The following is a 12532-nucleotide window of genomic DNA, read 5'->3' as shown; positions in this document are numbered from 1 at the left end:
AAAAGTTCATTTTTTTTTGCAAACACAATGTAAATGAGTTGTAAATTATACTTTATGGTGTATTCTTTGCGCAGATTAAAAAAAGGAAGCGCAGGCGATAGCCTGTCACGGAAGCTAGAACGGCAACTAATAAAACCAATAAGCTGTTCACTTAACCAACCTGGGAATAAATGGATTAACCATAAAGTGTCAGGATGACCGACAACAAAAATAAAAGCTTCGTAAATATTAATAAAAAGAGAAGCGGTTTGAAATGGAAAGCGCTAAATGTTTAGGATGAACATATAACGGGAGAAGTGTCATCTGACACTCAATATCTAAAAGGTAACAGTTTTGCTGTTGCCTTTTTTCTTTTGTGCCCACAAAAGATTCAGCTCATCGTTATTTGTCTGTGTGTACCCCATAAAATTAAGGTAAAATTAAACCTTATTCATTACACGGCAATATTCATGGCAAGAATCAAGAAATCTCGCAAAATTGGGCAAATTGGTACACCTAAAGCAAATTGGGAACCGAAAAAACCTAAAGCGACACAAACCGGTAAACCTAAAAAGCGTAAAGGCAATCCATCTGGCAGTCGCCAGGACATGGTTGAGCTCAATTCACAGAAACATGGCACCGGTGCTAACAAAGACCCGCGTATTGGCAGTAAAAAGCCGATCTCATTAGTTATTGAAGCTAAAAAAGACAAGCCCATAAAACCGGTTATTTCGAAAGAAACCTTCTTCACACCTGCTCAAGAGCTAAAAGCCCTAGAAGAAAATACTAGGTTGTCTGATTTACTTGATCAATTAGATGAAGGTGCAGTGCTATCAAATGAAGATAACCGCTATGTCGAAACTCAATTGGCTAGGCATAAAGTGTTATGCGAATTGCTCGGCATAGGTGACGAAGAAAATGAAGCTGAAGTAGAAACAGACAATAAAGATAGTCAAGAAGACGATCTTTTAAATCGTTTTGAGTCTATAGACATTAATAAGTTTAAGTAAGAGGTCTATTTTGTCTGGTGTTGAATATTTAGTTGTCGGGCTATGTCTAGTGTTTTTGGCAGGATTAGCATTCTATGCTGGGAAGTTATTATTTCAACTGAAGCAGCAAAAACAGCGGCAACTCGAAGCAAGACGAGCCAGAGTACTGCGCATTATGGAGAGTATCCAGACCATAGCACTCGCCGTTGAGCAGCAGCAATGTAATTTGTCTGAAGGGGCGATCCGGTTAGTTAATTTACTTGATTGTATTCCTGTAGAATCGCCACCGAATTGTGAAAGAGATTATCCTCAGTTGTTTGAGCTATTTACCCATGTACGGCACTTACCTACCCACCAACAACGTAAATTTCAAAACAACCAAGAACGCAAAGAACAAGATAAAATTAGAGAAGAACAAGAAGCACAGCTCGAAGCAGGGATTTTGAAAGAAGTGGCGCTAATCAGGCAACTAGAGTTCAAGATCTGATGGGTAGCAATGACAGTCAATGGTATGGTCATTTACCAAGCCAACTGCTTGCATGAAAGCGTAACAAATTGTTGAGCCAACAAAATTAAAACCACGTTTTTTTAGCGCTTTTGCCATCGCATCGGATTCGCTTGTAGAAGTAGGTACTTGATTTAAACTTTGCCAAGTATTTATAGTGGGTTTGTGATCGACAAAACTCCAGATAAATTGGCTAAAGTCCTCTCCATTTTCGGCCATTTTTAGATAGGCATTTGCGTTCTTAATGATAGAGTTAATTTTTAATCGGTTGCGCACTATGCCGGAATTCAGCATGAGTCGCTCGACATCCTCTTGATTTAACTTAATAATTTTTTCTGGGTCAAAATTAAAAAACGCTTTTTCATAGTTTTGCTGTTTTTTTAAGATGGTTATCCAACTCAAACCAGCTTGCTGACCATCGAGGCATAATTTAGCAAATAACGTCTGACTGTCTTTAACCGGTCTACCCCACACCTGATCATGGTATTGTTGGTAAATGGGGTCATTACTTACCCAACCACAGCGTGTTAATTGCATAAGGGCTCCCAAACAAATAGCCTTTTGTCAGAATAAATCATTTTTTAACCTACATTCGATGCACGACAGCAGGTATACTTGCGTGCATTTTTTAAAATAACCTAATTGTATAGTGATAGTACATGCAAAAGTTTGATATTAAGACATTTCAGGGGCTAATTCTGGGTTTACAGGATTATTGGGCTCGCCAAGGTTGTGTAATTATCCAACCTTTAGATATGGAAGTAGGTGCTGGCACCTTTCATCCTATGACGTTTTTGCGCTCATTAGGGCCTGAGCCCATCAGTAGTGCTTATGTGCAGCCATGTAGAAGACCTACCGATGGCCGATATGGAGAGAATCCTAATCGTCTACAGCACTATTACCAATTCCAAGTCATGCTTAAACCCTCCCCAGACAATATCCAAGAGTTGTATTTGGATTCCTTACGTGAATTAGGTTTTGATCCACTGGTTCATGATATCCGCTTTGTCGAAGACAATTGGGAATCCCCTACCCTTGGCGCATGGGGCCTTGGTTGGGAAGTATGGTTAAATGGCATGGAAGTCACACAATTTACCTACTTCCAGCAAGTTGGAGGCTTAGAGTGCTCACCTGTCACTGGTGAAATCACCTATGGTCTGGAAAGATTAGCCATGTATATTCAAGGCGTTGACAGCATTTATGATCTGGTTTGGACTGACGGACCTATGGGCAAAGTAACCTATGGAGATGTGTTCCATCAAAATGAAGTAGAACAATCAGCATATAACTTCGAACATGCTGATGTGACAGCTTTATTTGCGACATTTGAACAATGCGAAAAAGATAGCCAGCGAATGATAGAAGCGGGTCTGCCCCTGCCGGCCTATGAGCAAGTTATGAAAGCTTCTCATGCGTTCAATATGTTAGATGCCCGCCATGCTATATCCGTCACCGAGCGTCAGCGTTATATTTTGCGCGTTAGAGCATTGTCCAAAGCGGTAGCGGAAACCTATTATCAGAGCAGAGAAGCTTTAGGCTTCCCCATGTGCAAGTCTAGCGAGTTAAAGAAAGGAGGAAATAACGATGCGTAAAGAGAATTTATTAATTGAACTTGGCACCGAAGAGCTTCCTCCAAAGGCATTAAAAACATTAGCCCAAGCGTTTGCAGATAATATGTCACAAGCCCTTCAAGATGCAGACCTAAAGTATACCAACGTTAAGTGGTTTGCATCTCCTCGTCGCCTTGCGGTTGCTGTAGAACAGTTAGCGGAAAAACAACCAGACAAAAATGTTGAAAAAAGAGGCCCTGCAAGCAGTGCCGCTTTCGATGCTGATGGTAATCCAACCAAAGCCGCTCAGGGTTGGGCTAGGTCTAACGGTATTGAAGTTGCCCAAGCACAACGACTTAAGACCGATAAAGGTGAGTGGCTTATGCATGTAGCCAGCGTGACTGGTGAAACGATCCAAGTGCTGCTTAGTGACATGATTGAAAGCTCACTGAAGAAGCTCCCTATCCCTAAAGCGATGCGTTGGGGAAGCAAGCGCACTCAATTTATCCGCCCCGTACACACCTTTACCGTACTCTATGGCGATGAATTAATTGCTGCCAATGTACTAGATTTACCCTCTGCACGAACTATCCAAGGTCATCGCTTTCATGGTGAAAAAACCTTTGAGCTCGACCACGCAGATAATTACTTAGAAAGCTTAAATAAGCATTTCGTTATAGCCGATTACGCAGCTCGACAAGCATCTATCAAACAGCAACTGCAACAAAAGGCCGCAGAAGAAAATGCTGTAGTTGAACTAGAACAAGATTTGTTGGATGAAGTTACAGCGTTGGTTGAATGGCCTGTTGCCCTAGTGGCCAACTTTGAAGATGAATTTTTGCAAGTGCCTAAAGAGGCGCTCATCTATACAATGAAAGGGGATCAGAAATATTTCCCAATGTTAAATGCTAATGGCGGGTTAAAATCTCGATTCTTGTTTATATCTAATATTCAAAGTAAAGATCCCATTCAAGTGATCAGTGGGAACGAAAAGGTTATTCGACCTCGCTTGGCAGATGCCCGTTTCTTTTTCGAGACTGACAAAAAGCGTACGCTAGAATCACGCCTAGAAAGCTTAGAAAGTGTATTGTTTCAAAAGCAGCTTGGTACCTTGGCAGATAAATCTCGTCGAATTTCCCATTTAGCTAGCAAAATTGCCCAGCGTATTGATGCGAATGCTGAGCACGCTGCTCGAGCAGGTTTGTTATCTAAAACTGATTTAATGACCGAAATGGTCATGGAATTTCCCGATGTTCAAGGCATTATGGGCATGCACTATGCTACCCACGATGGCGAAGATATTGAAGTAGCTAATGCGTTAAACGAGCAATATATGCCACGGTTTGCTGGCGATGCGCTTCCTCAGTCTGGTGTTAGCTGCGCCGTTGCTTTGGCTGACAAGCTAGATACCTTAGTCGGGATATTCGGCATAGGTCAGTTGCCAAAAGGTGATAAAGATCCTTTTGCCTTACGCCGCGCCGCCATTGGTGTATTGCGTATAACGGTAGAAAAAAACCTAGCACTTGATTTAGTTGATATGGTGTCTGACGCCTATCAATTGTTGGCAGATAAACTCAATCAGAATGATGTTTGTGATCAGGTGATTGATTTTGTATTGGGTCGATTTAGAACTTGGTATCAGGAACAAGGCGTTGATATAGATGTCATACAAGCAGTACTTGCTCGTCGCCCTACTTCTCCAGCAGATTTTGCTGCCAGAATTAACGGTGTTACTCGTTTTAAGAGTTTATCTTCAGCAAAGGCCTTAGCAGCTGCGAATAAACGAGTAGCAAATATTCTTGATAAAAATCAAGTATCCAATGATTATATGGTTAATCCATCTCTGCTGGTTGAGCCTCAAGAGCAGCAACTCGCTAAAGAGATCGAGCAGATAAGCAAAGATGTTCAGCCACTATTAAGTAAAGGTGATTATGTTGCTGTTTTAGAAGGGTTATCTACCCTTGGCGATAGTATTGACGCCTTTTTTGACGGCGTGATGGTCATGGCAGAAGATAATGCTATAAAACAAAATCGCCTGGCACTGTTACTAAAATTACGTGAATTATTTTTGCAGTGTGCTGATATTTCACTCCTTAGACACGATTAATTAAAGGTAAGAGAATACACATATGCAGAAGAAAATTGCGTTATTCATTATGCTTGGTGCATTTTTATCAGGCTGTAGCAGCACTTTTGTTGAGCAAATCCTCGAAAAAGACTACCAAAGCTTTTATTTACGTGGCGTTTTCACTTGGTGGGAAGCAGACGAAAATTATCGCTTGAAATTAGTTGAAGGAAGGCTCTACAAGTCGAGTGTCAAGTTGATTGCAGATGGTCAACCTTATGACTTTAAGTTTGCCGATTCTAACTTCGCCCCTGGTTACGATTGCGGCAGCCCGAAAGGCACTCAAGGTAAAGTTTTATTCTTAGGTAAGAAAGCGATGGCTTCCTGCGAAGACCCTGGCGGCAATTTTCAATTTACCCCTGATGAGACAGCCGAGTATGATTTTTTCATAAACTTTGCAGATGTCGATTCGCCGACCGTCTATGTAGAAAAATCTTAATCTAAAATTGTTACATTACAGTGCAAAAAAGCGGGAACCATTTTGGACCCGCTTTTTTTATTTCCGCTTGAAGAATATAACAACTCCTTTTTTGGTAATGCTACATATTCTTACCTCTATCCCCTTTATAGATGAGTTCAGCACTCAATAAAGTTGCAAGCTATGCAATCAAATTGAATGGTCCCACCTATAACAAGCATTAAATGAGTGCAGGTAATTTTTATACTTCTCGATTAATGCAGGTAAACAATTTTGGGTATTTATTGATATGTATTGATGCAAAATATTGCTTTTTGGCGTTTTTTGACAGGCTATACAACTCATCAAGAGGCATTCTTACTTACATAGCAATGCACTTGGCTAAGTTATCCATTAAAATCACAACAGGATGGCTACAGGAGCCATTTGTTCATTTACCTGTCAAAACTAGCATGGGTTGAGCATGAGTTTGGAATGATAATATTAAAATTGCGGAAAACGTTTTTTAAACATACAGCTAAAGTTCCTGCTAAAACTTAGGTACTGTTTACCTTTTACTAGATTCCATACACGTTTTATCTTTATGATTCAGTTCTATCCCTCGCTTGTGGTTTTAACTTAGTGTTATTCGCTACATTAGTTACAGGTATAAAAAAGGCGGTTATTATAACCGCCTGTTCTATCACTTCATGAATTATGAGAATTTATGGGTTCCTAATTAGAATCTTTTCGAAAGATTATGAGAACCCACACTTTGGCCTTACCTATACATCTAGGTTTGCTACTCGAAGCGCATTTTCTTCAATAAATGCTCTCCTTGGCTCAACTTGGTCACCCATTAGTGTAGTAAAGAGTAAATCTGCACCAACCGCATCTTCAACTTTAACTTGCAGCATCCGACGATTTGCAGGATCCATGGTGGTTTCCCATAATTGACTAGGGTTCATCTCCCCTAGCCCTTTGTAGCGCTGGATGTATTGGCCGCGTTTAGATTCTGCCATTAACCATTCTAGAGCACTCACAAAGTCAGTGACATTCTTAGTTTTATCGCCGCGTTTAACATAAGCACCTTCTTCCATGATGCCGTTAATTGCTTTGTTAAGCTCTTTAATTTTGGTGTATTCAGTAGAATCCACAAAATCATGGTCGAAGCGATAGATAGTATCAATTCCATGCTGCCTAAGGATTATGGCAATATAAAAACAGCTCTTCTCAATATCTTCTTCAACGGTAAAGCTGTAGGTAGCACCATCTGATTCATCTTCCGTTAAAGAAGCAATATAAGTATTACCGAATGCTTCTAGTTTTGCCTTATCATTAAGATCCGTTCTTTCTAGAATGTCACTATATATCAGTTGGTTTACCAGTACTTTTGGATAGAGACGACTGATTCTATTAATCATTTTTACCGCAAGGTGGTATTGATTAACTAAATTCTCTAATGAAACCCCAGTAATGCCAGGGGCATCTGCATTAACATGGATTGACGCGCTGTCTAATGCAATAGCTGTAAGGTACGCAGTTAGTGCTTCATCATCTTTCAAATACTGCTCTTGCTTACCCTTCTTAGTTTTGTACAAAGGTGGTTGAGCAATGTAAATATATCCACGTTCAATAATTTCTGGCATTTGGCGATAGAAGAAAGTTAGCAACAAAGTACGAATGTGACTTCCATCAACATCAGCATCGGTCATGATAATAATTTTGTGATAACGTAATTTCTCAGGGTTATATTCATCGCGACCTATGCCACAACCCAATGCAGTAATCAGGGTAGCGACTTCTTGAGACGATAGCATCTTGTCAAAACGTGCTTTTTCTACGTTAAGTATTTTACCTTTGAGTGGTAAAATCGCTTGGTTTTTCCGGTTTCTTCCCTGCTTAGCGGAACCGCCAGCAGAGTCTCCTTCCACTATGTAGAGTTCAGACATGGCAGGGTCTTTTTCCTGACAATCTGCAAGTTTGCCTGGTAAACCAGCTAAATCTAACGCACCTTTACGGCGAGTCATTTCTCTAGCTTTACGGGCAGCTTCTCTAGCTCTTGCTGCATCGATTATCTTACCAACGATAATTTTACTTTCAGCAGGATTCTCTAAAAGGAAGTCTGTTAGCGCTTCACCCATAGCAGTTTCAACCGCAGGCTTCACTTCTGAAGAAACGAGCTTGTCTTTTGTTTGAGATGAAAACTTTGGATCAGGTACTTTCACGGAAACAACAGCTGTCAAACCTTCACGGGCATCATCACCGCTGGCATTGGTTTTAGCCTTCTTGTTTAAGCCTTCTTTTTCCATGTAGTTGTTCAGAGTACGGGTCAAGGCTGCGCGGAACCCTGCTAAGTGACTACCACCATCCCGTTGTGGAATGTTATTGGTGAAACAGAAAACATTCTCATTGAAACTGTCATTCCATTGCATCGCTACTTCCACAGAAATACCATCGTCCCTTTCTGTTTGGAAACTAAATATTTTGGAATGAACAGCGGTCTTGGCCCGATTCAAATATTCTACAAAGGCTTTAATACCACCTTCATATTTAAAGTTATCTTTCTTGCCGTCACGGTCATCGCTCAACACGATAGAAACACCCGAGTTTAAGAAACTCAATTCCCGTAACCTTTTTGCCAAAATATCGTAGTGATATTCTACGTTGGTAAAAGTACCTTCACTTGGCCAAAATCGTATTGTGGTTCCAGTTAAATCTGACTCGCCAACAGCTTTAAGTGGTTCTTGCGGTACTCCATGCACATATTCTTGTTCGTAAGCTTTTCCACCACGGCGTATTTTCAGTTGAAGTTTCTTAGATAGTGCATTAACTACTGATATACCTACACCATGTAATCCACCAGAAACCTTGTATGAGTTGTCATCAAACTTTCCACCTGCGTGCAATACTGTCATGATAACTTCAGCTGCCGACACACCTTCTTCTGGATGTAATTCGGTAGGAATTCCACGACCGTCATCACTAACAGATACTGAACCGTCAGTATGAATCTTCACATTTATTTCGGAACAATGTCCTGCAAGTGCCTCATCGATCGAGTTATCAACAACCTCGAACACCATGTGATGAAGGCCAGTTCCGTCGTCAGTATCACCAATGTACATTCCAGGTCTTTTTCTAACTGCATCTAGACCTTTGAGTACTTTGATACTCGAGGAATCGTAAATATTCTCTTCTGACATTTGATTAATTCTCCTCACTCATTACGCCATGTTCCACGTGGAACATTTTCTTGTTTTTATATTTATCCATAAACAGCAACTGGTTTTTTTCAATTGCTGTAATAAAAAGCTGGGTATTACTTTCAACCAACTTATCAATAAACAGTTCTCGCTTTTGTTCATCCAGTTCCGCACCAATATCATCTAACAGAAAAACACATGCTTTTTGCGTCTGCTCACATAGATATTGAATTTGCGCAAGCTGCAATGCAGCAACCAACATTCTTAACTGACCCCTTGATAACACTTCTGATACATCAACACCTCGCGTTTTAATCTTAAGGTCAGCTTTATGAGGTCCGACACTTAGATATCCATTACGGCTATCTTTGTCGAATTTTTTGAAGATGGACTGCTCTAAAGTCACATCCTTTTCCCATCCCCTATGATACGAGATTTCGACAGAAAACTCAGGTAGAAAATGCAATAAATTGCTATTTAAATGGCCCAGAATGGCGTTTAAATAGTCTTTTCTCATCTTAGTGATGATATCCCCTTCTTTTACAATTTGCTTGTCCCAGAATCTCATCTGGTCGTCGTAACTGTTATCACGTTGGGAAGCATACTTACGTAGTAATGCATTCTTGTTTTTCAGTAATTTTTGATAATTTTGTGACGCCTGGGCAAAGGAATGTTCCACGTGAAACAATCCCCAATCTAGAAATCGTCGACGTAATGAAGGTGACCCTATTATCAAATCAGAACTTTGAGGAGTGAATATTTGAATGGGAATATGGCTAACCAATTCAGACATACGATTTGATTTGTTGCCATTAACGCTAACCAGCAGAGAGTCATCAATACTTCGCGACATGCCTAAGCGAAGAGATTTGGTTTCGTCAGAAGAGACACAAAATATACTAAACCTATCTTGTTCACTTTGAATAACGTTTCTATGTTTTAAGGTACGAAAGGAGCGACCAAAACCTAGGTAGTGGAGAGCTTCTAAAAAAGAAGACTTACCACTACCGTTTTGACCGAATACAAAATTAACAGATGGAGAAGGTTTGATATCAACATTAACAAGATTACGGAAATGTTGGATCTGGACTGTGTCCAGCTTCATAAAAAAATATATCCTACAAATTGAACGCTATAATCTCATTGGCATAATAACGTAAAGGGCAGAGTCATCAGCAGCATCTTCTATCAATGCACTACTGTTAGAATCAGCTAATGTAATCTTCACATTTTCAGAAGCCAATGAATTGAATACATCAATTAGATACGCAACATTAAAGCCGATTTCTAAGTCACCGCCTTCAAAATTTATATCAACAATCTCTTCAGCTTCTTCTTGTTCAGGATTGTTAGCAGTAATTTTTAATTCATTATTTGATAGGTTTAAACGTACACCTCTAAACTTTTCGTTAGACAAAATAGCAGCCCTAGAAAAGGCATTTTTAAGAAGGTCTTTACTAGCTTCTATTATCTTATCGCCATCTTTTGGTAACACGCGACGATAATCAGGAAAGCGTCCATCAACTAACTTACTGGTAAAAATAAAATCAGTTGAAAAAATACGGATATGATTAGATCCAAGTTGAATTTTCACCAATTTATCATCGGATTCGATAAGCCGCGTAATTTCGAGGACGCCTTTACGAGGAATAATAACTTGACGCGTTGGCAACACAGCGTCTTTATATTCCATACGACAAAGAGCTAGCCGGTGACCATCAGTTGCCACGGTACGTATTGTATGTTCTTCCGTTTCTAAACTCATACCATTGAGATAATATCGTACGTCTTGTTGAGCCATTGAGAATTGAGTGCTATCGATTAAATGCTTTAGATTAGCACGTGAAATCTCAAATTCAGTTTCCCCTTCCCAATCTTCTAAATTAGGGTAATCAGAGGCGGAAAGAGTTGATAAAGAATAACGACTGCGACCGGAACGAATAATTGCTTTATTACCGTCAACCTCAAACTTGATTTCGCTGCCATCTGCTAGACCTTTACAAATATCAAACAATTTTTTGGCTGGAACGGTGATTTCACCCTCCTGAAATTCACCGGTTAAAGTGACATTTGAAATAAGCTCGACTTCTAAATCCGTACCAGTTAACCAAAGTGAACTCTCACTCACTTTAATTAGAACATTGGATAGGATTGGTAATGTATGGCGTCTCTCAACCGCGCCAGACACTAATTGAAGAGGTTGAAGAAAGTTTTCCCGGCTAATGGTGAATTTCATTTAGTAACTCGTTATTATTTTTAAGAAGATAAGGTGCGAATTAAGTTTTGATAGTCTTCTTTTATATCATGACTTTCATCTCTTAGCTGCACTATTTTTTTACAGGCGTGCAATACCGTAGTGTGATCACGACCACCGAAAGCATCACCAATTTCAGGCAAACTATGGTTGGTTAATTCTTTAGAAAGAGCCATGGCCATTTGACGGGGGCGAGCTACACTTCGACTGCGTCGCTTAGACAATATATCGGCCATTTTGATTTTGTAATACTCAGCCACCGTTTTCTGAATGTTATCGATAGTGACAAGTTTTTCTTGTAGGGCCAATAGGTCACGCAGTGCTTCACGGACGAAATCGATAGTAATTGGTCTGCCAGTAAAATTAGCGTTGGCGATAACTCGATTAAGCGCTCCTTCCAATTCACGAACATTAGAACGCAAGCGTTTAGCTATAAAAAACGCCACCTCATCCGGTAAATGTATTTTGTTTTCAAGGGCTTTGCGATTAAGAATAGCCACTCGTGTTTCTAATTCTGGCGGTTCGATGGCAATGGTGAGACCCCAACCGAAACGGGATTTAAGACGATCCTCAACTCCATCAATTTCCTTTGGATACCTATCGGAAGTTAGGATAATCTGTTGATTACCTTCAAGTAAGGCATTAAAGGTATGAAAGAATTCTTCTTGAGAACGCTCTTTATTAGCGAAAAACTGAATGTCATCTATTAATAGCGCATCGACAGAACGGTAATAGCGTTTGAATGATTCAATCGCATTATTTTGCAGGGCTTTTACCATATCTTGAACAAAACGTTCAGAGTGCATGTATACGACAGTAGCATTCTTTTTACGAGCAATAATGCCATTTCCAACCGCATGGAGTAAGTGAGTTTTACCTAAACCTGTGCCACCGTAAATAAATAACGGGTTATACGCACCACCGGGGTTATCGGCAACTTGGGTTGCAGCAGCTCTAGCCAACTGGTTAGATTTACCCTCAACAAAATTATCGAACTGATAATTAACATTGATATTACTTTTATGGGTCTGCTGGTTAGGAATAGATACCCCTTGTCCACCATGACGACTGCTAGAATCGAAAGCTGCATTACTGGGCAAACTTACATTTGAATTATTATAATTGTCTTGGGCTGGACTCACTTCAGAATTAGGTTTTACATTATTGCTAAACTGATTGATAACTGGCGCCCTGCCCGTCACATCCAACAGTAGAATAGGTGCATCAGAGCCACAGAACTCCGCAAACAAATGTGTGATCCTACCGTGGTACTTATCGCGAACCCAATCCAAAACGAAGCGATTAGGTGCCAGCAAGGTTACCGCTTGACCATCATCAGAGACTTTAAGTGGTCTTATCCACATGCTGAACTCTTGGGTTGAAAGATCTTGCTGTAGCCTATCTAGGCATTTATTCCATAAAGACATTAATAAATTGCTCGCCAAGCGGCCTAACTCGCCCGCTACTTAATAAAATATAGGATAATTAACTTACAAACCAACTAAGGGCAAATTGTCCAATTACTGT

At 40.1% G+C, this 12532-nt stretch carries 10 protein-coding genes; 5 read left to right on the top strand and 5 right to left on the bottom strand.

Annotation, left to right across the window (positions count from 1 at the left end):
- Positions 1-449: 449 nt before the first annotated feature.
- Together yihI and QR722_RS00045 are read left to right on the top strand one after the other, a co-directional pair.
- Positions 450-989 (top strand): Der GTPase-activating protein YihI, encoded by a 540-nt coding sequence (yihI, locus tag QR722_RS00050; RefSeq protein ID WP_286284694.1) that lies wholly within the window; start codon positions 450-452, stop codon positions 987-989.
- Positions 990-999: 10 nt separating this feature from the next.
- Positions 1000-1455, top strand: a complete 456-nt coding sequence (locus tag QR722_RS00045; protein ID WP_286284693.1) for a DUF2489 domain-containing protein — start codon at positions 1000-1002, stop codon at positions 1453-1455.
- Here the strand turns inward: QR722_RS00045 and QR722_RS00040 are convergent.
- Positions 1438-2010 (bottom strand): DNA-3-methyladenine glycosylase I, encoded by a 573-nt coding sequence (locus QR722_RS00040; protein WP_286284692.1) that lies wholly within the window; start codon positions 2008-2010, stop codon positions 1438-1440. The genes QR722_RS00045 and QR722_RS00040 overlap by 18 nt on opposite strands.
- A gap of 122 nt (positions 2011-2132) precedes the next feature.
- Here QR722_RS00040 and glyQ point away from each other — a divergent pair, with 122 nt between their 5' ends.
- Genes glyQ through QR722_RS00025 form a run of 3 tightly spaced genes read left to right on the top strand, consistent with a single transcriptional unit; the run spans position 2133 to position 5587 of the window.
- Complete coding sequence (gene glyQ, locus QR722_RS00035) at positions 2133-3065, top strand: glycine--tRNA ligase subunit alpha (RefSeq protein WP_286284690.1); 933 nt, start codon at positions 2133-2135, stop codon at positions 3063-3065.
- Complete coding sequence (gene glyS, locus QR722_RS00030; protein WP_286284688.1) at positions 3058-5130, top strand: glycine--tRNA ligase subunit beta; 2073 nt, start codon at positions 3058-3060, stop codon at positions 5128-5130. Before glyQ ends, glyS begins: the two co-directional genes overlap by 8 nt.
- A 22-nt stretch (positions 5131-5152) precedes the next feature.
- Entirely contained in the window at positions 5153-5587 is a 435-nt protein-coding gene (locus QR722_RS00025; RefSeq protein ID WP_286284686.1) for an early set domain-containing protein, read from the top strand.
- A 743-nt stretch (positions 5588-6330) separates the two neighbouring features.
- Here QR722_RS00025 and gyrB read toward each other — a convergent pair.
- From gyrB to dnaA, 4 genes are read right to left on the bottom strand one after another with little or no spacing between them, the layout of a single operon-like run.
- Positions 6331-8751 carry a DNA topoisomerase (ATP-hydrolyzing) subunit B gene (gyrB, locus tag QR722_RS00020; protein WP_286284683.1) on the bottom strand — a complete coding sequence of 807 codons (2421 nt, stop codon included), beginning with the start codon at positions 8749-8751 and terminating at the stop codon, positions 6331-6333.
- 4 nt (positions 8752-8755) lie between these two features.
- Positions 8756-9856: a DNA replication/repair protein RecF gene (recF, locus tag QR722_RS00015; protein ID WP_286284682.1), complete on the bottom strand. Its 1101-nt coding sequence runs from the start codon at positions 9854-9856 to the stop codon at positions 8756-8758.
- Between the two features lie 27 nt (positions 9857-9883).
- Positions 9884-10987, bottom strand: a complete 1104-nt coding sequence (dnaN, locus tag QR722_RS00010; protein WP_286284681.1) for a DNA polymerase III subunit beta — start codon at positions 10985-10987, stop codon at positions 9884-9886.
- A gap of 20 nt (positions 10988-11007) precedes the next feature.
- Entirely contained in the window at positions 11008-12432 is a 1425-nt protein-coding gene (dnaA, locus tag QR722_RS00005; protein WP_286284680.1) for a chromosomal replication initiator protein DnaA, read from the bottom strand.
- Between the last annotated feature and the right edge of the window lie 100 nt (positions 12433-12532).

It is taken from the genome of Aliiglaciecola sp. LCG003, assembly GCF_030316135.1.
Taxonomy (GTDB): Bacteria; Pseudomonadota; Gammaproteobacteria; order Enterobacterales; family Alteromonadaceae; genus Aliiglaciecola.
The sequence above is the reverse complement of the archived record's forward strand: the minus strand, read 5'-3'. Positions and strand labels throughout refer to the sequence as shown.

Excerpts from the sequence above, each read along its gene's own strand:
- gyrB (WP_286284683.1), bottom strand. The coding sequence starts at position 8,751 with ATGTCAGAAGAGAATATTTACGATTCCTCGAGTATCAAAGTACTCAAA.
- QR722_RS00040 (WP_286284692.1), bottom strand. The coding sequence starts at position 2,010 with ATGCAATTAACACGCTGTGGTTGGGTAAGTAATGACCCCATTTACCAA.
- glyS (WP_286284688.1), top strand. The coding sequence starts at position 3,058 with ATGCGTAAAGAGAATTTATTAATTGAACTTGGCACCGAAGAGCTTCCT.
- glyQ (WP_286284690.1), top strand. The coding sequence starts at position 2,133 with ATGCAAAAGTTTGATATTAAGACATTTCAGGGGCTAATTCTGGGTTTA.
- dnaA (WP_286284680.1), bottom strand. The coding sequence starts at position 12,432 with ATGTCTTTATGGAATAAATGCCTAGATAGGCTACAGCAAGATCTTTCA.
- recF (WP_286284682.1), bottom strand. The coding sequence starts at position 9,856 with ATGAAGCTGGACACAGTCCAGATCCAACATTTCCGTAATCTTGTTAAT.
- QR722_RS00025 (WP_286284686.1), top strand. The coding sequence starts at position 5,153 with ATGCAGAAGAAAATTGCGTTATTCATTATGCTTGGTGCATTTTTATCA.
- dnaN (WP_286284681.1), bottom strand. The coding sequence starts at position 10,987 with ATGAAATTCACCATTAGCCGGGAAAACTTTCTTCAACCTCTTCAATTA.
- yihI (WP_286284694.1), top strand. The coding sequence starts at position 450 with ATGGCAAGAATCAAGAAATCTCGCAAAATTGGGCAAATTGGTACACCT.